At 73.0% G+C, this 23,927-nt stretch carries 19 protein-coding genes and 1 riboswitch; of the genes, 8 read left to right on the top strand and 11 right to left on the bottom strand.

The annotated features are described in order from the left end of the window. Nucleotides 1–45 precede the first annotated feature (45 nt). Nucleotides 46–1,011, bottom strand: a complete 966-nt coding sequence (locus ACZ58X_RS08470) for a cobalamin biosynthesis protein (protein WP_470332880.1) — start codon at nt 1,009–1,011, stop codon at nt 46–48. Between the two features lie 99 nt (nt 1,012–1,110). Continuing rightward, nucleotides 1,111–1,239, bottom strand: a riboswitch (cobalamin riboswitch). A 195-nt stretch (nt 1,240–1,434) separates the two neighbouring features. On the opposite strand from ACZ58X_RS08470, the gene ACZ58X_RS08475 reads away from it, so the two are divergent. The 3 genes from ACZ58X_RS08475 to ACZ58X_RS08485 all read left to right on the top strand — a co-directional run bounded on the left by ACZ58X_RS08475 (nt 1,435) and on the right by ACZ58X_RS08485 (nt 5,556). After that, complete coding sequence (locus ACZ58X_RS08475) at nt 1,435–2,127, top strand: helix-turn-helix domain-containing protein (RefSeq protein WP_470332881.1); 693 nt, start codon at nt 1,435–1,437, stop codon at nt 2,125–2,127. Nucleotides 2,128–2,525: 398 nt separating this feature from the next. Continuing rightward, on the top strand, nt 2,526–3,653 hold the full coding sequence (locus ACZ58X_RS08480; RefSeq protein ID WP_470332882.1) for an alpha/beta hydrolase family protein: 1,128 nt from the start codon (nt 2,526–2,528) through the stop codon (nt 3,651–3,653). A 577-nt stretch (nt 3,654–4,230) separates the two neighbouring features. Beyond that, nucleotides 4,231–5,556, top strand: a complete 1,326-nt coding sequence (locus tag ACZ58X_RS08485; protein ID WP_470332883.1) for a hypothetical protein — start codon at nt 4,231–4,233, stop codon at nt 5,554–5,556. A gap of 89 nt (nt 5,557–5,645) precedes the next feature. Here ACZ58X_RS08485 and ACZ58X_RS08490 read toward each other — a convergent pair whose 3' ends face one another. From ACZ58X_RS08490 to ACZ58X_RS08525, 8 genes are all read right to left on the bottom strand, one after another. Further along, complete coding sequence (locus tag ACZ58X_RS08490) at nt 5,646–6,524, bottom strand: CDP-alcohol phosphatidyltransferase family protein (RefSeq protein ID WP_470332884.1); 879 nt, start codon at nt 6,522–6,524, stop codon at nt 5,646–5,648. Next, on the bottom strand, nt 6,511–7,203 hold the full coding sequence (locus ACZ58X_RS08495; RefSeq protein WP_470332885.1) for a phosphatidylserine decarboxylase: 693 nt from the start codon (nt 7,201–7,203) through the stop codon (nt 6,511–6,513). Before ACZ58X_RS08495 ends, ACZ58X_RS08490 begins: the two co-directional genes overlap by 14 nt. A gap of 517 nt (nt 7,204–7,720) precedes the next feature. After that, complete coding sequence (locus tag ACZ58X_RS08500) at nt 7,721–8,923, bottom strand: acyl-CoA dehydrogenase family protein (RefSeq protein WP_380396274.1); 1,203 nt, start codon at nt 8,921–8,923, stop codon at nt 7,721–7,723. Nucleotides 8,924–9,086: 163 nt separating this feature from the next. Then, a complete protein-coding gene (locus ACZ58X_RS08505; RefSeq protein ID WP_470332886.1) occupies nt 9,087–9,590 on the bottom strand; it encodes a MaoC family dehydratase in 504 nt (167 codons plus the stop codon). A gap of 4 nt (nt 9,591–9,594) precedes the next feature. Further along, nucleotides 9,595–10,572: an HpcH/HpaI aldolase/citrate lyase family protein gene (locus ACZ58X_RS08510; protein ID WP_470332887.1), complete on the bottom strand. Its 978-nt coding sequence runs from the start codon at nt 10,570–10,572 to the stop codon at nt 9,595–9,597. Between the two features lie 42 nt (nt 10,573–10,614). Further along, a complete protein-coding gene (locus tag ACZ58X_RS08515) occupies nt 10,615–12,645 on the bottom strand; it encodes a protein meaA (RefSeq protein ID WP_470332888.1) in 2,031 nt (676 codons plus the stop codon). Nucleotides 12,646–12,655: 10 nt separating this feature from the next. Continuing rightward, on the bottom strand, nt 12,656–13,993 hold the full coding sequence (gene ccrA, locus ACZ58X_RS08520; protein ID WP_470332889.1) for a crotonyl-CoA carboxylase/reductase: 1,338 nt from the start codon (nt 13,991–13,993) through the stop codon (nt 12,656–12,658). Between the two features lie 381 nt (nt 13,994–14,374). Beyond that, entirely contained in the window at nt 14,375–15,295 is a 921-nt protein-coding gene (locus ACZ58X_RS08525) for a TetR family transcriptional regulator (protein ID WP_470332890.1), read from the bottom strand. Here ACZ58X_RS08525 and ACZ58X_RS08530 point away from each other — a divergent pair. After that, nucleotides 15,294–15,464, top strand: coding sequence for a hypothetical protein (locus tag ACZ58X_RS08530; RefSeq protein WP_470332891.1), 171 nt, complete (start codon nt 15,294–15,296; stop codon nt 15,462–15,464). The two genes, ACZ58X_RS08525 and ACZ58X_RS08530, sit on opposite strands and share 2 nt — an antisense overlap. An 88-nt stretch (nt 15,465–15,552) precedes the next feature. Here ACZ58X_RS08530 and ACZ58X_RS08535 read toward each other — a convergent pair whose 3' ends face one another. After that, the gene (locus ACZ58X_RS08535; protein ID WP_470332892.1) at nt 15,553–17,328 is read right to left on the bottom strand and encodes a 3-hydroxyacyl-CoA dehydrogenase family protein; all 1,776 of its coding nucleotides are present in this window, start codon (nt 17,326–17,328) and stop codon (nt 15,553–15,555) included. Nucleotides 17,329–17,915: 587 nt separating this feature from the next. Between ACZ58X_RS08535 and ACZ58X_RS08540 the strand changes: the two genes are divergently transcribed. From ACZ58X_RS08540 to ACZ58X_RS08550, 3 genes are all read left to right on the top strand, one after another. Beyond that, nucleotides 17,916–19,355, top strand: a complete 1,440-nt coding sequence (locus tag ACZ58X_RS08540) for a type I glutamate--ammonia ligase (protein WP_470332893.1) — start codon at nt 17,916–17,918, stop codon at nt 19,353–19,355. A 3-nt stretch (nt 19,356–19,358) separates the two neighbouring features. Beyond that, nucleotides 19,359–20,480 carry an amidohydrolase family protein gene (locus ACZ58X_RS08545; RefSeq protein WP_470332894.1) on the top strand — a complete coding sequence of 374 codons (1,122 nt, stop codon included), beginning with the start codon at nt 19,359–19,361 and terminating at the stop codon, nt 20,478–20,480. 247 nt (nt 20,481–20,727) lie between these two features. Further along, entirely contained in the window at nt 20,728–22,218 is a 1,491-nt protein-coding gene (locus tag ACZ58X_RS08550; RefSeq protein WP_470332895.1) for a S8 family peptidase, read from the top strand. Nucleotides 22,219–22,360: 142 nt separating this feature from the next. Here the strand turns inward: ACZ58X_RS08550 and ACZ58X_RS08555 are convergent, their stop codons facing one another. Continuing rightward, entirely contained in the window at nt 22,361–23,263 is a 903-nt protein-coding gene (locus tag ACZ58X_RS08555; RefSeq protein WP_470332896.1) for a HipA family kinase, read from the bottom strand. A gap of 90 nt (nt 23,264–23,353) precedes the next feature. Here ACZ58X_RS08555 and ACZ58X_RS08560 point away from each other — a divergent pair, with 90 nt between their 5' ends. Further along, nucleotides 23,354–23,794, top strand: a complete 441-nt coding sequence (locus ACZ58X_RS08560) for an SRPBCC family protein (RefSeq protein WP_470332897.1) — start codon at nt 23,354–23,356, stop codon at nt 23,792–23,794. Nucleotides 23,795–23,927 lie beyond the last annotated feature (133 nt).

Genomic DNA, 23,927 nt, shown 5'->3' on the forward strand with positions numbered 1-23,927 from the left:
CCTCGCACCATGCGCACCTTCCGATGATGACCTCGCTGCGCTCGCTCATGCCCCACCCTTCTTCCTCATCAGCACCCGCAGCAGGACGTGCCCCGCGACCGTCGTACCCAGCGCCAGCGCGCCCACCCGCCGGGACAGCGTGCAGGCCCGCTCGATGTCGTCCACCGTCACCGGCCGCAACTCCGCACCCAGGACAGGCCGGTGCTCCACCCGCTCCCCGTACTGCAACGTCCCACCCAGCCGGACCCCGACCGCCCCCGCGAAGGCCGACTCGGCCTGGCCCGCGTTCGGGCTCGGGTGTGCGGAGCCGTCCCGGCGCCAGACCCGCCACGCGGTCCGGGGTTCGGGCGCGGCGGCCACCGTCAGCAGGGCCGTCAGCCGGGCACCCGGCCAGCCCGCCACGTCGTCCAGCCGGGCCGAGGCCCAACCGAAGCGGGCGTAGCGGGGCGAGCGGTGGCCCACCATGGCGTCCAGGGTGTTCACCGCGCGGAAGGCCAACAGGCCCGGGGTACCGGCCAGGGCGCCCCAGACCAGCGCGTTCACCACCGCGTCGGCGGTGTTCTCGGCCACCGACTCGACCACCGCCCGGGCGATCTGCTGCCCGTCCAAGGCGCTCGGATCCCGGCCGCACAGGTGCGGCAGCCGCTCCCGGGCCGCCGTCAGGTCGCCCGCGGCCAGCGAGCGTCCGACGGTCCGGGCCTCCCGGGTCAGCGAGGTGCCACCGAGCACCGTCCAGGTCGCCGCCGCCGCCAACGCGGCCCGGCCCAGCGGGCGGCGCCCGACCGTATGGTCCAGGGCGAGCGCGCCGGCCGCGACCGCGCCCACGCACACCGCGGTGTACCCGGCACCGGCGGCGCGGTCGTCGCGCCACAGCCGCCGCTCCAGCCGCCCCGCGGCCGTGCCGAACAGGGCGACGGGGTGCCCGCGGCGCGGGTCGGCGTACCGGGCGTCGAAGGCGTAGCCCGCGACGGCGCCCACCGCGAAGGCAGCGGCCCGGGTCAGCGGGCGCACAACAACGAAAAGCTGGGAATCCAACCGGGCGGGGCAGCCTGCATCGCGTGGGTGTCCTCACTCAGGGTCCGCGCCCTGGATCGACGTACCGGGGGCGAGAGTCTCCTGGCTTCCGGGTCCGACGCACCCCCGGGCCTTCCAACGGCCCCTGACGGGCCGCCGTGGCACTTTCCGAGCGTGCTCCCCGGTGACAGTGGCGGGACCGCGCCGGACTCGCACCGGCTTCCTCTCCATGCCTCCGTTTGGCCCCAGGATCCCATCACGCGCCCGAACCGGGAGTCAACCGAGGTCACGGAGGGGTTGGTCACACGGCGCACCCGCCCCCGCCCTGTGCGATCGCCCAGCCCCACGAAGGGCCCGGCGCCCCCGCTTCGTGCGTTCGGCGGCTGGGGCCGCGCCGCAGGCCACGCCTACGGTTCGGCCATGCGCCGCAGAAAGCCCCCCGTCGCCGCCCCCACCCCGGTGCCGTTCTCGCCGGACGCCGCCCGGGCCCACCGAACCGGCCTCGGGCTGACCCCCGAGCAGGTCGCCGAGGGCATGGCCGCACACGGCGTCCGGCTGCTACCCGGCCACATCCTCGCCTGGGAGGACGGCGTGCTGCGCCCCGGCGAGACCGAGTTCATCGCCCTGGCCCGCGCCCTCTGGTGCCCGGCCGCCGCCCTGATGCCCGGCCACCCCGTCAGCCTGCGCGACCACCGCATCGCCCGGGAACTCCCCCCGGAGACCGTCGCCGAACGGGTCGGCATCCCCCTGCCCACCTACCGTCAGGCCGAACTGACCGGCCACTGGGACGGCGACCCGGACCAGACCCACGCCCTCGCCCAGGTCCTCGGCCTGCGCCTCACCGAACTGATCGAGGCCACCGGCCGCCGCGAGGCCCTCGACACCCTGCTCCGCCAATGCGTGGCCGGACGCTGGCAACCCCACCTCCGCCCGATCGCCCGCCTCGTCCCCGTCCCCGAACCCGACCTCGCCGCCGTCCTCCCCGTCCTCCACCAGGAACACCACATCCCCTCCCACTGGGGCACCACCACCCAACCCACCACCCCCACCCCACCCCTCACCCCCCGCTTCTGGCACCTCCTCAGCACCCACCACCCCACCCTCCCCGTCTGACCACACCACCCACACCACCCCACCCACACCACCCCCAACCGACCCACCCACATCAACCCCCCACCTACCCCTCACCCGCCCCAGGCGAGAGGGACGCGCTGCGGGAGGGGGCGGTGGAGGGGGTGGGTGCGGAAAGGGGCGTGACGGGTGATTTTCCGACCGCCAACGGCGCCCAGCACCCCACCCACAGGGTCGGCGGTCGGAAAATCATCCAGCCCCCGGAGCACCCACCCCCGGAACCGCCCCCGGACCCACCCACCCTCCCGAAAGCCCACCCCCACACCAAAGCCCCCGCGCAGCGGCCCCCCAGACGGCCCAGCCCGGTGGCCGCCCCGCCAGGGCCCTTGTGGACTGGTCCTCGAACACCGTCCGGGTCCGTGAACAGAGCGGGGATCGATATGCGTTGGAGAACCGCAGCCGTCGTGGCGGCCGCCACCGGTGCCGCTGCCGGGGCCGCCGTCCTGGTCGTGGGCCGTCGGGCCTCCGAGCGGATGGTCCGTCCGGGTGCGGGCCCGGGCGCCGTCGGTCCGGATTCGGGGCCGGTGCTGGTGCAGAGCCTGGCGGCGGGGCGGGTGACGTTCAGTCGGCGTCCGGAGAGCCTGCAGCCCGGCCGCTGGGCGGTGGAGTGGGCGGACGGCGGGCACGCGGTGGTGGAGGAGGTCCTGCACAGTGACGCGCAGGGCGTCACCCGGCGGCTGGTCCGGGCGGACCGGGGCACGCTGACGCCGGGCACCGAGGTCCGTTTCACTCCGCGCGTGTACCTGGGCGATCCGACCTCGGCGCTCGGTCTGGCCTTCACCGACACGGTGGCCGACGGCGAGCTGGGCCCGCTGCCGGTCTGGCTGATCGGTGGCAAGCGCGGCACCTGGGTGGTTCTGGTCCACGGCCCGGAGGCGGACCGCGGGCAGGCTCTTCCGGTGCTGCCGGCGCTGCACCGTCTGGGCCTGCCGGCGCTGGTGGTCACCTACCGCGGCGACGAGGGGGCTCCGGCCTCCCCGGACGGCTACAGCCACTTCGGCGAGACGGAGTGGCGGGACGTCGAGTCGGCGGTGCGGCTGGCCCTGGACCACGGTGCGGGCCGGGTGATCCTGTACGGCTGGTCGGTGGGTGCGACGACGGTGCTGCAGACGGCGGCGCGGTCGGCCTGGGCGCACGCGATCAGTGGGATCGTGCTGGATTCGCCGGTCCTGGACCTGCCCGCGGCCGCCCGTCGGGACGCCGCCCGGGCGGGTTTCACCGGGGTCTCCGCCGAGCTCGGCGCGCTGGCGGCGGAGGGCCGTACGGGCGTCGACCTGGCGGACTTCTCCCGCTTGGCGGAGGGTGCGGACCTGCGGGTCCCGACCCTGGTGCTGCACAGTCCGGACGACGCGCTCGCGCCGATCGGCACGGTGGAGCGGCTGGCGGCGGCCCGCCACGACGTGGTGAGCCTCCAGCGCTTCCCGGGGGCCGAGCACGCGGCCCTCTGGAACTCGGCACCGGACCACTACACCGAACTCCTCCGCCGCTGGTTGACCCCGCTGCTCTGACCCGCCCTCAGGGGCACATCTTGCTCCCGAAACCGCCCCGCCGATCCCTTCCCCTCCCACCCCGCCACTGCACCGGAAGTCGACCCCGCCGACTTCCGGTGCAGCACTGTCCCCCACCGGCACATGCCACCTGGCCGGATCGCAGCCCTCCGCTTCCGCCGCACCCGACCCCTCCCGCACCCGCGCGGAACCACCCGGCGACCCCGTCCCCACACGCAGCGTGACCGCCCGAACGGCCAGGGCGACGCCCCGCCGCCCCCCTGGCATGACCCCGCCACACGTTTCCGGCCAGGCGGTTTGCCTCTGTTGCCCGATCTTGCGGAGGTGCCGCCCCCGGTCGAGCGGTCGTACGGGCAACCGGATGTGACAGAAGGCCCGTACAAGGGGAAGACTGCTCGACGTGACGTCTCGGAACCCGCGCGACCGTGATGCCCCCCTCCCGCCGACGATCGGTACCGGTGCGACGGTGACCCGTCTCCCTGGTACGGCCCAACGGCCCTCCGGCGGCAGGCCGGGCGGGGCCGCCGTACCCCGGCGCCGTGGGCCCGCGCCGGCCCCCGGCCGGGGCCGGGTTCCGGTGCCGGAGGGCTTCCCCGCGCCGGCCGAGCTGGCGCCGCTGGCCCGTCGGATGCTGGTGGACGCCGTCCGGATCGCCCGCTGGGCCGGGGAGCTGGCGGAGGTCGACAAGCGCGGCGAGCTGCTCCCGGACGACGCCCGCGAGGCGGGCCGGGCGCTGGCCATGACGGTCGGCGCGGCGGCCAAGGCCTGGGGCCAGGCCCTGCTGGTGGGCCTGGTGGAGGCCCGGGACGGCGGCGCGGGCCCCGGCTGGCGCCTGCACGCCTGGGAGCACGACGACGAGGCCGTGGTGCGCGGCTGGTCCGGGCTGTTCGACGCCTGGACGCTGCTCGCCCCGGTGCCGCCCGCCGCGCTGCGCGGGGTGTTCGCGGTCCTGGCCGGCCAGGCCGTGGACCAGGCCCCGCAGTTGCTGTCCTTCCTGCACCTGGTGGACGGCCCGGTGGCCGAGAGCGAGCTGCTGGAGCTGCTGCGCCGGGGCCTGGACGAGCGCCGGGTCGGGGCCGGGCTGGGCAATCCGGGCCTGTCGCCGGTGCCGCACGCCGCCTCGGCGGTGTCCGCGGTCCGCGGCACCTGCCGGGCGCCGCAGATCGACACCCCGGCCGCGAGCTCCGACGTGGCCGCGGTGCTGGACTGGATGCTGGACGGTCTGACGGCGGTCGGCGCCGTGGTGCGCCGCAACGACGCCGCCGAGCTGTCCCCGCTGGGCCACTGGGCGGTGCGGGCGAAGCTGGAGGAGATCTGCACCGTCGCCCAGACCGCGGCCGGGCACATCGAGCAGAGCGCCTTCGAGCTGCTGAACGCCTGCGCGGACTACTCGCCGGGCCCGGCCCGGGCGGAGTTCCGCGCCTGGGTGGCGGCCCGCCCGGCGGACCGCGCGGTGGCCGAGCTGCTGGACGCGGCCCAGGGCGACGACGCGCTGGTGCGCGGTCTGGCCTTCGAGGCGCTGCGGGTGGCGGGCGGTCCGGCCGAGCAGGCGGTGCGGGCGGCGGTGGACGAGCCGGTGCTGCGCCCGTACGCGCTGCTCTGGCTGGCCGAGCGGTCCGACGAGGGGGTCGCCCCGGCGGACGTGCTGGGCGCCGAGGACGCGGCCTGGCTGTGGGTGGACACGGCGGCGGCGGTGCTGGACCACGGTGAGACGGAGCTGCTGGTGGGGCACGTCGAGGGCGCCTCGGCGGGTGACCCGGTGCGGCTGTTCGCCCGGGCCCGGCAGTCCGGGCACCCGCGGGCGGCCTCGGTGCTGACGGCGGTGTCCGGCGTGCACCCGGACCCGGGCGTGGCCCGGGCGGCCCGCCGCTCGGCGTTCAGCGTCCACACCGGCGGGGCGTGACCCGGCAGCGTCCGAGGGGCAGGCCCCAGGAGCAACGCGAAGGGCCCGGAACCTGATGGTTCCGGGCCCTTCGTACGTCCTGCGGCGGTTCAGCCGAGCCGCGACTCCGCCCGCCGGGCGCGGACGTCGCCGACCTTCTGCCCGACCTTGCGCCGGATGACCAGCAGTGGTGCCATCGCGGCGAGCGTGATCTGGGCGAAAGCGCCGATGTGCATCAGGGTGTCGCCACCGGGCAGCCCGGTCGCCCAGGCGGCCAGGCAGCCGATCGCCACGACGACCCAGCAGAGCGTGGCGGTGGCCAGCAGCCCCTGCGGCTTGGGGTACTCGATCCGGCTGACCATGAGGTACGCGGCGCCGAAGATGGCGAGCAGACCGGGCAGGAACGGCGGGTCGAGCAGCACGATGGCGATGACCGTCATCGCGCCCATCGGGCAGGGCATGCCCTGGAACACCCCGGGCCGCATCTTGACGGTGGAGAAGCGGGCCAGCCGCAGGACCACCGCGAGCAGCACGGTCAGCGCGATCAGCGCCGAGAGCTTGGTGTTGGAGCCCTGGGAGACCATGCCCCAGACCGCGACGAAGTAGGCCGGCGCGATGCCGAAGCTGATCAGGTCGGCCAGGTTGTCGAGTTCCGCTCCGAGGGCGGAGGAGCGGAGCTTCCGCGCCACCAGGCCGTCGAAGAGGTCGCACATCGAGCCGATCAGCAGCAGCGTCACCGCGGTGGCGGCGCTGTGCCGGTCCGGAGCGGCGTCCGGGTTGGTGATGTGCGGGACCAGGACCCCGGTGGTGATCGAGTAGATCGCCAGGAAGCCGCAGACGGCGTTCCCCAGGGTCAGGAAGTCGGCGGTGGACAGGTGCTGCGGGGAACGCGGGGCGCGCAGCTCGCGGTCGCGCGCCCAGCGGCGACGGCGCAGGGCCGTCTCCTCGTCGTCCAGGCCGACGATTGTTTCAGGATCAGTCACGGTCAAGGCGCGTCACCCCGGCTGTGGTCTTCTGGCCGACCTCGACGCCGACCTCGACGCCGGCCGGCAGGTAGGTGTCGACCCGGGAGCCGAACCGGATCAGGCCGATCCGGTCGCCCTGCTCGACCTTGGTTCCGGCGGCCACGTACGGCACGATGCGACGGGCCACGGCCCCCGCGATCTGCACCATCTCGATGTCGCCGAGCTCGGTGTCGAAGTGCCAGACGACCCGCTCGTTCTGGTCGCTGTCCTTGTTGAAGGCCGGCACGAAGCCGCCCGGGACGTGCTCGACCGACGTCACCGTGCCCGGCAGGGGCGCGCGGTTGACGTGGACGTTGAGCGGGCTCATGAAGATCGCGACCCGGGTGCGGCCGTCCGGCCAGGCGTCGATGCTCTGGACCACGCCGTCGGCGGGGGAGATGACTCTGCCGGTGCCGATCTCACGCTCGGGGTCGCGGAAGAACCACAGCATGCCCGCGCCGAGCGCGCAGGCCGGTACCGCGGCCAGGGCCCACTTGCCGTTGCGCCGGGTGAGGGCGGTGGTCACGGCGGCCGTGGCGAGGGTGGGGACGAACCAGGGGGTGGCTCCGCGCGCGATGGTCACGCGGGGTCGCCGACCGGCCGTCGGGGCTGCGAGGGCATCGCGGTCCGTGACGGAGGTGTGAGGGGACGGGCTGATGGGCATCGAAGACCTTTGTCGCGGGGGATCATGGCCGCTGGACGGGGGCCACCGCGGAATCGGTAATAGAGGGACGGCTTGCTGTCCCGGTGGATGCTATCGGGAGCACACGGTGGGTGGGCAACCCGCCTGCTCGTTCATGTGTCCGGTGGGAGCGCGTGCGCGCGTCCCGCCTCTACGACCGTAGCTCGCCCCGGTCCGGTTCCCAAGGGACCGGACAGGGCTGGTGACTCTTGTCTCAGCAGGGGTGCGGCCGGAACCCGGTGGGGACACGGGCCGTACCGGGTGGAAGAAGGTGTACGGAAGCGGCCGCAGGGCGCGTCGCTGCAGCTGTACGCCCTGCGGCCGCTTTCCGGAGGCCGTGCCGGACCCAGGCGGACCAGGCCGGGCCGTGACGGGCACGGCGCTCTGCCGGGACGGGCCCGCACGCCCGTCGACCGGCGGTTTCGGAGCGGGCCGCCCGTCAATCCGGGCGGTCCCGCAATCACTCGGTGGTCCCCGCGCTCAGGCGGGGACCGGGCCGTCACTCGGCGATCTTGTACTCCTCCAGGAGCCGGCGCCCGACGATCATCTTCTGGATCTCCGCAGTTCCTTCACCGATGAGCAGCATCGGGGCCTCGCGGTAGAGGCGCTCGATCTCGTACTCCTTCGAGAAGCCGTAGCCGCCGTGGATCCGGAAGGCGTCCTCGACGACCTCCTTGCAGTACTCGGAGGCCAGGTACTTGGCCATGCCGGCTTCCAGGTCGTTGCGCTCGCCGCTGTCCTTCTTGCGGGCGGCCATGACCATCATCTGGTGGGCGGCCTCGACCTTGGTGGCCATCTCGGCGAGCTTGAACTGGATCGCCTGGTGCTCGGCGATCTTCTTGCCGAAGGTGGAGCGCTGCTGCGCGTAGGAGATGCCGAGCTCGAAGGCGCGGCGGGCGACGCCGCAGCCGCGGGCGGCGACGTTGACGCGGCCGACCTCGACGCCGTCCATCATCTGGTAGAAGCCGCGGCCCGGGACGCCGCCGAGGATGCGGTTGGCCGGAATCCGCACGTCCTGGAGCACCAGCTCGGTGGTGTCGACGCCCTTGTAGCCCATCTTCTCGATCTTCCCGGGCACGGTGAGGCCGGGGACGGTCGGGTTCGGGCCGAAACCGGCCGTCTTCTCGATCAGGAAGGTGGTCATGTTCTTGTACGGGGAGCTGCCGCCCTCGTCGGTCTTGCACAGGACCGCGACCAGGGTGGACGTGCCGCCGTTGGTCAGCCACATCTTCTGGCCGTTGAGGACGTAGAACTCGCCGTCCTTGACGCCCTTGGTGGAGATGGCGGAAACGTCGGAGCCGAGCCCGGGCTCGGACATCGAGAAGGCGCCGCGGATTTCGCCGGCGGCCATCTTCGGCAGGAAGTGGTCCTTCTGCTCCTGGGTGCCGTGGGCGTTGATCATGTGCGCCACGATGAAGTGGGTGTTGACGATGCCGGAGACCGACATCCAGCCGCGGGCGATCTCCTCGACCACCAGGGCGTAGGTGAGCAGGGACTCGCCGAGGCCGCCGTACTCCTCGGGGATCGTGAGGCCGAACAGCCCGAGCTGCTTCATGCCCTCCACGATCGCGGTCGGGTACTCGTCCTTGTGCTCCAGCTCGGTCGCGACCGGAATGATCTCCTTGTCGACGAAATCCCGCACGGTGGCGAGGATGTCCCGCTGGATCTCGGTGAGGCCGTCGGTCTGTGCGAGGCGTCCCATCGTGCGGCTCCGGAATGTCTGAAAACGGGTGGGGGGGGATTTCCGGGGGCCCTGCCGGCGTGGCTGCGGCAGCAGGGCCCCCGACCGGGTGGGGGTCGGCCGATGACGGCGGCCTACCCGTCCGGGGTCTCTGGGAGAGGGGGGTGGTTCAGAGCGGGGTGGTTCAGGAGAGCGGCTCGGGGCGCCCCGGCTGCTCGCCGCCGCGCTCCTTGATGTACGTCTCGGTCGGCACCATCACCTTGCGGCGGAAGACGCAGACGACCGTGCCGTCCTGCTTGTACCCCTTGGTCTCGACGTGGACGATGCCGCGGTCGTTCTTCGACTTGGACGGCCACTTGTCCAGGACGGTCGTCTCGCCGTAGATGGTGTCGCCGTGGAAGGTCGGCGCGATGTGGCGCAGCGACTCGATCTCCAGGTTGGCGATCGCCTTGCCGGAGACGTCCGGGACGGACATGCCGAGCAGCAGCGAGTAGATGTAGTTGCCCACCACGACGTTCCTGCCGAAGTCGGTCGTCTTCTCGGCGTAGTTGGTGTCCAGGTGGAGCGGGTGGTGGTTCATGGTGAGCAGGCAGAAGAGGTGGTCGTCGTACTCGGTGACCGTCTTGCCGGGCCAGTGCTTGTAGACCGCGCCGACCTCGAACTCCTCGTAGGTGCGTCCGAACTGCATGGTGCTACGCCTCCGGGATCTCGAACTTGGTGGTGCGCTGCATGCCGGCGGCCCGGCCCTTGCCGGAGATGACCAGGGCCATCTTGCGGCTGGCCTCGTCGATCATCTCGTCGCCGAGCATCGCGGAGCCCTTGGCGCCGCCCGCCTCGGAGGTGCAGTAGTCGTACGCGTCGAGGATCAGCTCGGCGTGGTCGTAGTCCTCCTGGGAGGGGGAGTAGACCTCGTTGGCGATGGCGACCTGGTCCGGGTGCAGCACCCACTTGCCGTCGAAGCCGAGGGCGGCGGAGCGGCCGGCGACCTCGCGGTAGCCGTCGGCGTTGCGGATCTGGAGGTACGGGCCGTCGATCGCCTGGAGGTCGTTGGCGCGGGCGGCCATCAGGATGCGCATCAGGATGTAGTGGTAGGCGTCGGCGTTGTAGCCGGGCGGCTGCTCGCCGACCACCAGGGACTTCATGTTGATGGAGGCCATGAAGTCGGCGGGGCCGAAGATGATGGTCTCCAGCCGGGGCGAGGCCTCGGCGATGGCGTCGACGTTGATCAGGCCCTTGGCGTTCTCGATCTGCGCCTCGATGCCGATCTTGCCGACCTCGAAGCCCATGGTCTTCTCGATCTGGGTGAGCAGCAGGTCGAGCGCCTTGACCTGCTCGGCGTCCTGGACCTTGGGCAGCATGATGCAGTCGAGGTTGGGGCCGGCGCCCTCGACGACGGTGATCACGTCGCGGTAGGTCCAGTGGGTGGTCCAGTCGTTGACGCGGACGACGCGGGTCTTGCTGCCCCAGTCGCCGTTGTTCAGCGCGTCGACGATGTGGTGCCGGGCGCTCTCCTTGACCAGCGGGGCGCAGGCGTCCTCCAGGTCGAGGAAGACCTGGTCGGCCGGGAGGCCCTGGGCCTTCTCCAGGAAGCGCGGGTTGCTGCCCGGTACGGCGAGGCAGGAGCGGCGCGGGCGCAGGCGGTTGGTTGACGTGTCGGTGGCGGCAGTCATGAGGGTGGTTCGTTCCTTCCCAGTGGTCAGCTGGTCAGCTGGTCAGTTCGTGGCCGCGGTCGGTGCGGACGTCCACGGCTGGAGCCGGTTGGCCAGCCGGATCTCGTCCACGATCCGGCCGATGATGGTGGTGATGCCGAAGTCCTTCGGGGTGAACACGGCGGCGACGCCGGCGGCCTTGAGGGCCTCGCCGTCCGCTGCCGGGATGATGCCACCCACGATCACCGGGACATCCTCCACCCCGGCGCGGCGCAGCCGCTTGAGGACGTCGGGCACCAGCTCGGTGTGCGCGCCGGAGAGGATGGACAGGCCCACGCAGTGCACGTCCTCCGCCACGGCGGCGGAGACGATCTGCTCCGGGGTGAGCCGGATGCCCTGGTAGACCACCTCGAACCCGGCGTCGCGGGCCCGGACGGCGATCTGCTCGGCGCCGTTGGAGTGGCCGTCCAGGCCGGGCTTGCCGACCAGCAGGCGCAGCTTGCCGGCGCCCAGCTCCTCGGCGGTGGCGGCGACGGCGGCGCGGACCTGCTCCAGCTCCCCGCCCGGCTCGGCGGCGACCGCGACGGGCGCGCCGCCCACACCGGTGGGGGCGCGGTACTCGCCGAACACCTTGCGCAGGGCGAAGGACCACTCGCCGGTGGTGACCCCGGCCCGGGCGCAGGCGAGGGTGGCCGGCATCAGGTTGGCCTCGGTGGCGGCGACGGTCTTGAGCTCGGCCAGCGCCTCCTGGGCGGCGGCCTCGTCGCGGGCGCCGCGCCAGGCTTCCAGGGCGGCGAGCACGGACTGCTCGGAGGCCGGGTCGACGACCATGATCGCGGTGTCGAGGTCGGCGGTGAGCGGGCTGGGCTCGGTGGTGTCGAAGCAGTTGACCCCGATGATCTTGTCCTCGCCGGACTCGATCCGGGCCCGGCGGGCGGCGTGCGAGGCGACCAGGTTGGACTTGAGGTAGCCGGACTCGACGGCCGGGATGACCCCGCCCATCTCCAGCACCTTGGCGATCTCCGCCTCGGCGCCGGCCAGCAGCGCCGCGGTCTTGGTCTCGATCACCTCGGAGCCGTTGAAGATGTCGCCGTACTCCAGCAGGTCCGACTCGTAGGCCAGCACCTGCTGGATCCGCAGCGACCACTGCTGGTCCCAGGGCCGGGGCAGCCCCAACGCCTCGTTCCAGGCCGGGAGTTGGACGGCCCGGGCGCGGGCGTCCTTGGACAGGGTGACGGCCAGCATCTCCAGCACGATCCGCTGGACGTTGTTCTCCGGCTGGGCCTCGGTCAGCCCGAGCGAGTTGACCTGGACGCCGTAGCGGAACCGGCGCTGCTTGGGGTCGGTGACCCCGTAGCGCTCCAGCGTGACCTTCTCCCAGAGCAGGGCGAAGGCGCGCATCTTGCACATCTCCTCGACGAAGCGCACGCCGGCGTTGACGAAGAAGGAGATCCGGGCGACCACGTCGCCCATCCGCTCGGCGGGCACCTGCCCGGAGTCGCGGACGGCGTCGAGCACCGAGATGGCGGTGCACATCGCGTACGCGATCTCCTGGACGGGCGTGGCCCCGGCCTCCTGGAGGTGGTAGCTGCAGATGTTGATCGGGTTCCACTTGGGGATGTTGCCGACCGTGTAGGCGATCATGTCGGTGATCAGGCGCACCGACGGGCCGGGCGGGAAGACGTGCGTCCCGCGCGACAGGTACTCCTTGACGATGTCGTTCTGGGTGGTGCCGGTGAGCTTGGCGATGTCGGCGCCCTGCTCCTCGGCGACCACCTGGTAGAGCGCCAGCAGCCACATCGCGGTGGCGTTGATCGTCATGGAGGTGTTGGTCTGTTCGAGCGGGATGCCGTCGAACAGGGTGCGCATGTCGCCGACGTGGCCGACCGGGACGCCGACCCGGCCCACCTCGCCGCGGGCGAGGATGTGGTCGGAGTCGTAGCCGGTCTGGGTCGGCAGGTCGAAGGCGACGGACAGGCCGGTCTGGCCCTTCGCCAGGTTCCGCCGGTAGAGCGCGTTGGAGTCGCTCGCGGTGGAGTGGCCGGCGTAGGTGCGCATCAGCCAGGGGCGGTCGCGCTTCTGGGGCTCGGTCATCGGATCCGTCTCAGACGTTGCGGAAGCGGTTGATCGCGGGCAGGTGCTTCTCGCGCAGCTCGGCGTCGCGCACGCCCAGGCCCTCCTCGGGGGCCAGGCAGAGCACGCCGACCTTGCCCTGGTGCTTGTTGTGGTGCACGTCGAGGGCGGCCTGGCCGGTCTCCTCCAGGGAGTACACCTTGGAGAGGGTCGGGTGGATCTTGCCCTTGGCGACCAGGCGGTTGGCCTCGTAGGCCTCGCGGTAGTTGGCGAAGTGCGAGCCGACGATCCGCTTGAGCGACATCCACAGGTAGCGGTTGTCGTACTGGTGCATGTAGCCGGAGGTGGAGGCGCAGGTGACGATGGTGCCGCCCTTGCGGGTGACGTACACCGAGGCGCCGAAGGTCTCCCGGCCCGGGTGCTCGAAGACGATGTCGACGTCCTCGCCGCCGGTGAACTCGCGGATCTTGGAGCCCAGGCGCTTCCACTCGCGCGGGTCCTGGTTGTTCTCGTCCTTCCAGAACCGGTAGCCCTCGGCCGAGCGGTCGATGATCGCCTCGGCGCCCATGGCACGGCAGATGTCGGCCTTGGACTCGCTGGAGACCACGCAGATCGGGGTGGCGCCGCCGGCCAGCGCGTACTGGGTGGCGTACGAGCCGAGGCCGCCGCTGGCGCCCCAGATCAGCACGTTGTCGCCCTGCTTCATGCCGGCGCCGTTCTGCGACACCAGCTGGCGGTAGGCGGTGGAGTTGACCAGGCCGGGGGAGGCGGCCTCCTCCCAGGAGAGGTGCTTCGGCTTGGGCAGCAGCTGGTTGGTCTTCACCAGGGCGAGCTGGGCCAGGCCGCCGAAGTTGGTCTCGAAGCCCCAGATGCGCTGCTCCGGGTCCATCATCGTGTCGTTGTGGCCGTCCGGGGACTCCAGCTCGACCGAGAGGCAGTGGGCGACGACCTCGTCGCCGGGCTTCCAGGCGTTGACCCCGGCGCCGGTGCGCAGCACCACGCCCGCGAGGTCGGAGCCGAGCACGTGGTACGGCAGGTCGTGGCGCTTGGTGAGCGGCGACAGCCGGCCGTAGCGCTCCAGGAAGCCGAAGGTGGAGACCGGCTCGAAGATCGAGCTCCACACGGTGTTGTAGTTCACCGAGCTGGCCATGACCGCGACCAGGGCCTCACCGGGGCCGAGCTCCGGGAGGGCGACCTCGTCGAGGTGGAGGGACTTTCGGGGGTCCTTGTCGCGGCTGTCGAGGCCCGCGAACATCTGCTCCTCGTCCTTGTGGAGCGTGACCGCCCGGTAGGACTCGGGGAGCTTGATCGCCGCGTAGTCGGCCGACGTGGCGTCGGAGCTGAGGATCGCGTCGAGGATTTCCTGCATGGCTGCCTCCGAAGGCGTACCTGTGTGAGGGTCACAGGGCGTCTGGGGGAACCGGGAGCGGACACCGGCTTCGCTGAGGTGGGTGGTTGGCGGTCAGGCGGTCGCCCGGTGGTGGTCCGGGCGGGTCTGCACTGCTGGTCTGGCTCTGCTCCCGGGGTGTGGGAACGCCGGACGACGGCGCGCCGAGGTGGGGAGCCGCGGCGCCGCGACTGGTGAGTAACAAGGTAGTGGCACCCTGTGCCACTCGTAAAGACACCGGGTGTCAGGAATTCCGACGCTCGGGAAGGGCGCGGGACGCACGTGGTGCGGGTACGCCGAGGGCCCGTACCGATGAATCGGTACGGGCCCTCGCTACGCCTCTGACCTGCTGTTATTGCCGCCTCAGCGGCCCCGGGCGCCACTCAGCGCGGCCCGGATGCTGTCCACCACGACGTCCAGCGGAGCATCCGTGCGGGCGACTGTGATGAGCACCTCACCTCCGGGGCTGGCACTCAGTGCGCTCTCCGCCACCCCATCCTCTGGCATCCCACTGGCACCCGGTGCCACCAGTGAGCCCCGGCGTCTGGCACCCGGGGCGCTGGCCGCCCAGAAGGTCCGCCGGATCACCTCGAAGGAGTGGTCCAGCTGCGCCTCGACGTCGCCCCGGCCGCCGGCCCGCAGCCAGCGCCGCAGCACGTGGTTGTGCGCCGCGACCACCGCCGCCGCCGACACCTCGGCCAGCATCGGGTCGTCCTCGCCGCCGCGCTGCCAGCCCGACGGAATGGACTCCCCGGTGTCGAAACGGCCCAGCAGGTAGCGGGTGAACAGCCGCTCGTAGCGGGCCACCACGGCGATCTCGCGCTCGCGCAGCGCCGGGACCTGACGGATCAGCTGGTACCGCGCGACCGACACCCCCGGGGTGGAGGCGTACATCCGCAGCACCTCCTTGATGCCGCGGCACACCACGTCCAGCGGGTGCTCCTCCGGCTCGGCGCTGGCCAGCAGGTCGGCCACCCGGACCAGGGTGTCGTCGTGGTCGGGGAAGATCGCCTCCTCCTTCGACCGGAAGTACCGGAAGAAGGTGCGCCGGGCGACCCCGGCGGCCGCGGCGATCTGGTCGACCGTCGTCTCCTCGTAGCCCTGCGAGGCGAACAGCTCCATCGCGGCCGCGGCCAGGTCCTGGCGCATCTGCTGGCGCTGCGCCGCCGCCCGGCGGCTGCCCGGCCCGGCCTCCGTCCCGGTGCCCCCGGACGCGGCGGCCGTCCGTTCGGTGCCGCGCGGTCCGGCGGTGTGCTGCGGGGTGGCTGACTGAACCCGATCCATGTCCGGAACGCTACACGGCCCGGCCGGCGGGGCCGCGGCCCTTCCCCGGCGCACCGGCGTGACCGGGCCGGTCACGGCCGGTCTGGGCCAGCGCGCGGACACCGCCCCCGGGGTCCAGGCGGGGCGGGCGGCCGCCCCGGAGCCGTACGGCGCGGTGCCGTTGCCGTAGGCCGCGCCGTTGCCCGGGGGCGCGGCGCCGGGGCCGGACGGCTCCGCTCCCGCGTCGGGCAGTCGGTCGCCCCCGGCCCGTGACGCCGTCACCGGCGCGCGTGGTCGCGGAAGCCGCGGCCGGTCTTGCGGCCCAGGCAGCCGGCCGCGACCAGGTGCTCCAGCAGCGGCGCCGCGGCCAGGCCCGGCTCGCGGAACTCCTGGTGCAGCACCTGCTCGATGGTCAGCGAGACGTCCAGGCCGACCACGTCCAGCAGCTCGAACGGGCCCATCGGGTAGCCGCAGCCCAGCTTCATCGCGGTGTCGATGTCGTCCACCGTCGCGTAGTGCTCCTGGAGCATCCGCACCGCGTCGTTCAGGTACGGGAACAGCAGGGCGTTGACGATGAAGCCGGCCCGGTCCCCGCACTCCACCGGGTGCTTGCGCACCTTCGCGGTCAGCTCCAGCACCGTCGCCGTGACGTCCGGGGCGGTCAGCACGGTGGAGACCACCTCGACCAGCTTCATGGCCGGCGCCGGGTTGAAGAAGTGCATGCCGATCACGTCCTGCGGCCGCGAGGTGGCGGTCGCGCAGCTGATCACCGGCAGTGAGGAGGTGGTGGTGGCGAGCACCGCGCCCGGGCGGACGATCTTGTCCAGGGTGGCGAACAGCTCCCGCTTGACCGCCAGGTCCTCGGCGACCGCCTCGACCACCAGGTCCACCTCGGCCAGCTCGGCGTACCGGCCGATCGGGGTGACCAGCGCCAGCGCGGCGTCCCGCTGCTCCGCACTCAGCCGGCCCTTGGCGACCGAGCGCTCCAGCGACCGCGCCAGCTGCGCCTTGGCCCGCTCGGCCTTCTCCTGGCTGCGGGCGGCCAGCAGCACCGGGTGCCCGGCCTTGGCGAACACCTCGGCGATGCCGGTGGCCATCGTGCCCGAGCCGCAGACACCGACGGTGCGCACCTCGCGGCCCGCCACCTTCGGCCGCGCCGGGCCGGTGGCCGCGTCCACGGCCCTGGAGGAGCCCGGCGCCTCGTAGGTGTAGAAGCCCCGGCCGGACTTGCGGCCCAGCAGGCCGGCCGAGACCAGCTGGCCGAGGATCGGCGCGGGCGCGTGCAGCCGGTCCCGGGACTGCTCGTACATCGCCTCCAGCACCGTCCGGGCGGTGTCCACGCCGATCAGGTCGAGCAGCGCCAGCGGGCCCATCGGCAGGCCGCAGCCGAGCCGCATCGCGGCGTCGATGTCCTCCCGGGAGGCGTACTTGGACTCGTACATCGAGGCGGCCTGGTTGAGGTAGGCGAACAGCAGGCCGTTCACCACGAAGCCGGCCCGGTCGCCGGCCGCCACCGGCTCCTTGCCCAGGTCGCGGGCGAAGGCGGCGGCGTCCTCGGCGGTCTGCGGGGAGGTCAGTACGGTGCGGACCACCTCGACCAGCTTCATGGTGTGCACCGGGTTGAAGAAGTGCAGGCCGAGCACCCGCTCCGGGCGGGCGGTCGCGGCGGCGATCCGGGTCACCGACAGGGCGGTGGTGCCGGTGGCCAGCACGGTGCCCTCCGGGCAGATCCGGTCCAGCTCGGCGAAGACCTCCCGCTTCAACTCCAGTTGCTCGGGGACCTCCTCGATCACCAGGTCCGCCTCGGCGGCGGCGGTCAGCGCGTGCCCGACCGAGATCCGGGCCAGCAGCGCGGTGCGCTCCGCGGCGGTGATCCGCTCCCGGTCGACCGCGTGCGCGGTCGCCTCCTCGATCCGGGCCAGCGCCCGGGCGGCCGAATCCTCGGAGGCCTCGATGCCGATCACCCGGCGGCCGCTCCTGGCGACCGCCACCGCGACGCCGGCACCCATCGTGCCGAGGCCGACGACGGCCACGGTGGGGAAGGGACGCTCCATCTGTCCTGACTCCTAGTCATGAAGGGCCCGCGCGCGCTCCGGCGGGCGGGCCGCCGCGCCCGTCCACGAGGACAGGGGCGGCCGCCGCCGGAGGAGGGTCCGCGCGCGGGGGCTTGGGGAGATGACGGGGTTCCGGCAGGCCCGGGCAGCGGCCGGTCCGCTCCGGCCGAACTGCGGGGTGTGCCGTGGTGCTCAGGCGCTCGAAGGTGAAGGAAGCGGCGCTGATACGAGGAGAGATCCGGCCTGCCGCGGTTCGCGGTACCGGCCGGTGAAGTCGCACCGCGCGGGCACCGCAGACACGGCGACCGCGGCCTCCCGTCGGTGCGGCTCCCGAAGCCCGACGGTGGTGCGTCCGGCCACTGTAGCGAAGCTACTCATGAGTAGGAAGAGGGCGTCGGCGGAAAACCGCCCGGACCGCGGACGAACCGCTGGGCTCGGTCGTCGGGCGGGGTGGGGGCCGGCCCGGGGCGGCGGCGGATCGGACCCGAACGACCCTTCCCCGATCGGGTGAACAGGCGGACGGGCGTCCGTCCGTTCCACCCGATCGGGGAGTTACCGAGCCCCGGTCCCCGGGGCAGCATGGCGGCATGAGGACCGTCACCACCGCCCAGGCCGCCGACCCCGTCGGGCCGCTCGGCCCCGGCGCCCTCGCGGCCGCCGTCGCGCTGCCCCCGCGGGCCGAGCGCGCCGAGCGGGCCGAGCGCGCCGTCGACCGACTGCGCACCGCCGCCGTCGAGGCGCTCGCCGTGACGTGGGTCGACAACGCGGGCATCGCCCGGGTCAAGGGCGTGCCGCTCGACGGCCTGGTGCACGCGGCCCAGTGGGGCGTCGGCGCGGCGCCCTGCTTCGACGTCTTCCTCGCCGACGACACCATCACCACCAGCCCGCTGATCGGCGGCCCCACCGGGGACTTGAGGCTCTACCCCGACCTCGACCGGATCGTCCCGCTGGCCGCCCAGCCCGGCTGGGCCTGGGCCCCGGCGGACCGCTACACCCAGGCCGGCAGCCCGCACCCCGGCTGCCAACGCCTGTTCGCCCGCCGGACGGAGGCCGCGGCCGCCGCCCGCGGACTGAGCCTCAAGGCGGGCATCGAGGTCGAGTGGGTGGTCGCCCTGGCGGGGGCCCCGCAGGAGTCGCCGCAGTACCCCACGTACGGCCCCGCGTACGGCATGCACCGGCTCACCGACCTCTCCGACTACCTGCGGGACGTCCTGCGCGCCCTCCGCGCCCAGGGCCTGGGCGTGCTGCAGATCCACCCCGAGTACTCCCCGGGCCAGTTCGAGGTCTCGGTCGCCCCCGAGGGCCCGGTCGGCGCCGCCGACACCTCCGTCCTGGTCCGGCACACCGTCCGCGCCGTCTCCGCCCGGCACGGCCTACGGGCGTCCTTCGCCCCCGTGGTCGAGCCCGACGGGGTCGGCAACGGCGGCCACCTCCACCTCAGCCTCTGGCGGGACGGCCGCAACCTCGGGCACGGCGGCGCCGGCCCGCACGGGCTGACGGCCGAGGCCGAGGGCTTCCTCGCCGGGGTGCTCCAGGCGCTGCCCGAACTCCTGGTGCTGGGCTGCTCCAGCCCCGCCGGGTACCTGCGGCTGGTGCCCCAGCACTGGGCCGGGGCGTACCAGTGCTGGGGTCTGGAGAACCGGGAGGCCGCGCTGCGCCTGGTCACCGGCTCCACCGGGGAGCGCGCCACCGCCGCGAACGCCGAGGTCAAGTGCTTCGACGCGAGCGCCAACCCGTACCTCGCGGTCGGTGGCGTGATCGCCGCCGGCCTCGCCGGACTGGACCAACGCCGGGCGCTGCCGCCGGAGTTCACCGGGGATCCGGCCGCCGCCGAGCCGGGCACGGTGCCCCGGCTGCCGCAGGGCCCGGTCGAGGCGCTCGCCGCGTACGAGCGCTCGGCGGTGCTGCGCGAGGCGCTCGGCGAACCGCTGCACCAGGCGGTGGCGGCGGTGCGCCGGGCCGAGGCAGAGCAGTACGCGGCCGTCGGCGCACCGGAGTTGATCGCGGCGACACGCTGGCGGTACTGAGGAGTGGCCCGGCTGGAGATCGGGGCGCTGGTCGACCACCACTGCCACAGCGTGGTGGCGGCCGAGCTGGCCGACGACGCCCTGGCCGGACTGCTCACCGAGTCCGACCGCCCGCCCGCGCCCGGCTGCTCGCCCTTCGACAGCGCGATCGGCCTCGCCGTCCGGCGGTGGTGCCCGCCCGTGCTCGGCCTGCCCGCGCACGCCCCGGCCGGGGACTACCTGGCCCGGCGGCGCGAGCTGGGCGCGGCCGAGGCCACCCGCCGACTGCTCGCGGCCGCCGGACTGGACACCTGCCTGGTGGACACCGGGCTGACCGCCGCCGCGGGCCGTGACCTGCTGCCGTTGCCGGAACTCGCCGACGCCACCGGCGCGGTGGTGCGCGAGGTGGTCCGGCTGGAGTCGGTGGCCGAGCGGGTGCCGGCCGGCGCGGCGGACTGGCCGCGGGCCGTCGGCGAGGCCCTGGCGCGGGCCGCCGCCGGCGCCGTCGCGGTCAAGTCGGTGGTCGCCTACCGGCACGGCCTGGCCGTCCCCGCCGAGCGGCCCGCCCGCCCGGCGGTGGTGGCCGCCGCCGGGGCCCGGCTGCGCGCCGGGGGCGGGCGGCTGACCGATCCGGTGCTGCTGCACCACCTGCTCTGGACGGCCGTGGACGTCTGCGCCGAGCTGCGCCTGCCCCTCCAGCTCCACACCGGCTTCGGCGATCCCGACCTCACCCTGCACCACGCCGACCCGTCCCTGCTGACCGGCTTCGTCCGCGCCGCCGAGCCCAGCGGCGTCCCGCTGGTGCTGCTGCACGGCTATCCGTACCACCGGCAGGCCGGCTGGCTGGCCCAGGCCTTTCCGACGGTGTACACCGATCTGGGGCTGACGGCCTCCTACACCGGCCCGCGGGTGGCGGCGGTGCTCGGCGAGATGTCGGAACTGGTGCCGTTCGGAAAACTGTTGTTCTCCACCGACGCCTACGGACTTCCCGAACTGTTCTTGGTGGGTGCCGCACAGTTCCGGCACGGACTGGGCATGCTGCTCGCCGACTGGCAGGCGGACGGCGCCTGTTCGGCCGCGGACGCGCAGCGTGTGGCCCGACTGGTCGCGGCCGACAACGCGCGCCGCCTGTACGCGCTCGGCTGAGCGCCCGGGTGTGTTTTCGCGCACATGCCAAATCAGCCCAGTCGTCGACGAACCATCACTTTTTAACAATCTTCAACCCTGTTCCGCCTGTTGACCGGTGGAGCGCGAACCTCCGTTGTTGGTCTAGATGTGACGATTAGATGACTACCTCTTGCGCTTATCAGCGAATATTCATTAACGTCCCGGTCATCCCAGCGCACCTGCCACACCGCAGCTGCCGGATGACGACTCGGGAGGGCCAACCCCAATGAGAGTTCCTCGGATCAGCCGGACCCGCTACGCGGCTGTGGGCCTGGTGCTCGCGACCGCCGGAGCCCTCGCGCTCCCGGCCGGCACCGCCGTCGCGGCGCCCACCGGCGACTCGACGACCGGTCCGCTGCTCAGCTACGTCGTCAACACCAAGGCCAACCACGGCCAGGTGCAGAAGGTGGAGAAGGCCGTCACCGCCCTCGGCGGCACCGTGGTCCAGTCGTACGACCAGGTCGGCGTCATCGTCGCCCGCTCCAACGACACCAAGTTCGCGGAGAAGCTGCGCCTGGCCAAGGGTGTCGACTCGGTCGGCGCCAGCCGCACCAAGGGCATCCTCGCCGCCGACCAGACCAAGGCCGAGGTCGCCACCGAGCCGACCGGTGCCGCCGCCGCCGCGAACGGCCAGGAGCCGTACGAGCCCAACCAGTGGGACATGCGCCAGATCGGCGTCGACAAGGCGCACAAGATCTCGCTGGGCAGCCGCAACGTCACCGTCGGCGTGCTGGACTCCGGCATCGACGCCACCCACGAGGACCTGGCCGCCAACGTGGACGCCTCGCAGTCGGTCTCCTGCATCGACGGCAAGACGAACACCGACTGGAAGGCCTGGCAGCCGACCACCAGCGACCACGGCACCCACGTCGCCGGCACGATCGCCGCCGCCAAGAACGGCAAGGGCGTCGTCGGCATCGCCCCGAACGTCAAGCTGGCCGCGGTCAAGGTCGTCGACGACGGCGGCTTCATCTACCCGGAGAACGCGGTCTGCGGCTTCGTCTGGGCCGGCGAGCACGGCTTCAAGGTGACGAACAACAGCTACTACGTCGACCCGTGGATGTTCAACTGCCCGAACGACAAGGACCAGGCCGCGATCTCGGACGCCGTCCGCAAGGCCGTCGCCTTCTCGCAGCGCAAGGGCGTCCTGAACGTCGCCGCCGCCGGTAACGAGAACATCGACCTGGCGCACAAGACCACCGACGTCTCCAGCCCGGACGACACCACCCCCGGCACCCGCCCGGTCACCAACGACTGCCTGTCGCTGCCGACCGAGCTGCCCGGCGTGATCGCGGTCTCCGCGGTCGGCGTCAACGGCGACAAGTCGTACTACTCCAGCTACGGCAAGGGCATCGTCACCGTCGCCGCGCCGGGTGGTGACGCCCGCTACCAGATCCCGAACACCCCGGACAAGAACGGTCGCATCCTGTCGACCATCCCGGGCAACAAGTACGGGTACATGCAGGGCACCTCGATGGCCACCCCGCACGTCACCGGCGTGGTCGCGCTGCTCGCCAGCACCTTCCCGTGGGCCAGCCCGGACGAGCTCACCGAGCTGCTGACCAACCAGGCCGAGTCCCACGCCTGCCCGACCGGCGTTTACAACCCGGGCAACACCGGCCAGTTCAAGGCCACCTGCGAGGGCGGCGTGGACGACAACGGCTTCTACGGCGCGGGCATCATCAACGCCGAGAAGGCGGTCCAGTGGTGGCGCTGACGCGCTGACCACCGAGCGCTGAACACCGAACGCTGAGCTGGGGAGCGGGGCCACGGGCCCCGCTCCCCAGCGGCGTTCCGGCCCCGGGCGGGCCGCGGCCGGGCCGTGACCGAGCCGCGGTGGGCCCGGCGGTCGGTCCGAGCTACTCCCCGGCCTCGACGTGCTGCTCCCAGACCGTCTCCACCGAGGGCTTGCCGTGCAGGTCCGGCACCTCCCGCAGCCAGGCCGGCCGACCGGCCCGGGTACGGGCCGCGCGGCGCAGCTCCGCCTCGCGCAGCTGCGCGGGCGTGGCGAAGCCCTCCGGCAGCCACTCCGCGGAGAGCACCGCCCGGGCGGCCAGGTGGGTGACGTACGCGTGCCGGACGGCGTCCACCGAGTCGAAGCCGGGCTCGTCGGCCAGCCACTCGTCCGGGACCAGCGCCACCACCTGCTCCAGCAGTTCGACGGTGACCAGCGGCCCGAGGTCCTCGTCGGCCAGCCGGACGTCCGGGGCGCAGGCGCCCAGCGCGTGGGCGCTCAGGTCGTACCGCTTGCCGACGGACGCCCCGGCGGTGGCCCAGCGGTGGTGGAAGATCAGCGCGGCGCCGTTGTCGATCAGCCAGAGCCGCTTGTGCCAGACCACCAGGTTGGGGTTGTGCACGGTGCGGTCGACGTTGCCGGTGAGCGCGTCCAGCCAGACCACCCGCCCCGCCTCGGCGGAGTCCACCGGGATCATCCCGGGCCGGTAGTCGGCGGCCCCGGGCAGCAGGTCCATCCCGAGGTTGAGCCCGGCGCTGGCCTTGAGCATGTCCTGGATCTCGGTGTCCGGTTCGTCGGCGGCCACCGCCGGATCGAAGTCCACCAGCCGCAGCTCCGGCACCCGCAGTCCGAGCCGCCGGGCCAGCTCGCCGACGACCACCTCGGCCACCAGCGCCTTGCGGCCCTGGGCGGCGCCGGTGAACTTGACCACGTACGTTCCCAGGTCGTCGGTCTCCACGACGCCCGGCACCGAGCCTCCGGCCCGCAGCGGGTCCACGTAGCGCAGCGCAGTCACCAGATCGAGCACACCCGCCACCCTATCCCGCCGTGCCACGTGATTGGCTTGCCGCTGAGACCGGTACGCAGAGCGGTACCCACCACACGAGGAGAGCACGGCATGGGACAGGTGCAGGCCACCACCGAGCGGGACTACGACGCCGCGCCCGAGCGGGTGTACGAGGCGCTGGCCGACTACCAGGTGACCCGCCCGAAGCTGCTGCCCGCGCAGTACAGCGAGTACGAGGTCCGGGTCGGCGGGACCGGCGCCGGCACCCAGGTGCACTGGAAGCTGCAGGCCACCGAGAAGCGGGTGCGCGACTGCCTGTTCACCGTCTCGGCGCCGCAGCCGGACCAGCTGGTGGAGAAGGACGCCAACTCCAGCATGGTGATCACCTGGACCGTCGCGGCCGCCGGCGAGGGCCGCACCAAGGTCACCGTCACCGCCACCTGGCAGGGCGCCACCGGCATCGGCGGCTTCTTCGAGCGCACCTTCGCCCCCAAGGGCCTGAACCGGATCCACGACCAGGTGCTGGCCAACCTGGCCGCCGAGGTGCGCTGACCCCGGGGCTCCCGCCCGACCCGGGGGAATCGCCCGGAGTTTCGAGCGGCTCGTCCGCCCGTACGAGCCGAAAGCCGTACGGGTGGACGGCCCACCACCTGCGGGTGACGGGAGCCGCCCCGCGCGGGGGAGC

Source organism: Kitasatospora sp. NPDC040550 (assembly GCF_055594965.1).

What these genes read in the sequence shown, in the direction of transcription:
- ACZ58X_RS08525 (WP_470332890.1), bottom strand. Translation starts at nt 15,295, where the DNA reads ATGGATCGGGTTCAGTCAGCCACCCCGCAGCACACCGCCGGACCGCGC.
- ACZ58X_RS08560 (WP_470332897.1), top strand. Translation starts at nt 23,354, where the DNA reads ATGGGACAGGTGCAGGCCACCACCGAGCGGGACTACGACGCCGCGCCC.
- ACZ58X_RS08495 (WP_470332885.1), bottom strand. Translation starts at nt 7,203, where the DNA reads ATGCCCATCAGCCCGTCCCCTCACACCTCCGTCACGGACCGCGATGCC.
- ACZ58X_RS08535 (WP_470332892.1), bottom strand. Translation starts at nt 17,328, where the DNA reads ATGGAGCGTCCCTTCCCCACCGTGGCCGTCGTCGGCCTCGGCACGATG.
- ACZ58X_RS08550 (WP_470332895.1), top strand. Translation starts at nt 20,728, where the DNA reads ATGAGAGTTCCTCGGATCAGCCGGACCCGCTACGCGGCTGTGGGCCTG.
- ACZ58X_RS08530 (WP_470332891.1), top strand. Translation starts at nt 15,294, where the DNA reads ATGTCCGGAACGCTACACGGCCCGGCCGGCGGGGCCGCGGCCCTTCCC.
- ACZ58X_RS08515 (WP_470332888.1), bottom strand. Translation starts at nt 12,645, where the DNA reads ATGACCGAGCCCCAGAAGCGCGACCGCCCCTGGCTGATGCGCACCTAC.
- ccrA (WP_470332889.1), bottom strand. Translation starts at nt 13,993, where the DNA reads ATGCAGGAAATCCTCGACGCGATCCTCAGCTCCGACGCCACGTCGGCC.
- ACZ58X_RS08500 (WP_380396274.1), bottom strand. Translation starts at nt 8,923, where the DNA reads ATGGGACGCCTCGCACAGACCGACGGCCTCACCGAGATCCAGCGGGAC.
- ACZ58X_RS08475 (WP_470332881.1), top strand. Translation starts at nt 1,435, where the DNA reads ATGCGCCGCAGAAAGCCCCCCGTCGCCGCCCCCACCCCGGTGCCGTTC.
- ACZ58X_RS08510 (WP_470332887.1), bottom strand. Translation starts at nt 10,572, where the DNA reads ATGACTGCCGCCACCGACACGTCAACCAACCGCCTGCGCCCGCGCCGC.
- ACZ58X_RS08505 (WP_470332886.1), bottom strand. Translation starts at nt 9,590, where the DNA reads ATGCAGTTCGGACGCACCTACGAGGAGTTCGAGGTCGGCGCGGTCTAC.
- ACZ58X_RS08480 (WP_470332882.1), top strand. Translation starts at nt 2,526, where the DNA reads ATGCGTTGGAGAACCGCAGCCGTCGTGGCGGCCGCCACCGGTGCCGCT.
- ACZ58X_RS08540 (WP_470332893.1), top strand. Translation starts at nt 17,916, where the DNA reads ATGAGGACCGTCACCACCGCCCAGGCCGCCGACCCCGTCGGGCCGCTC.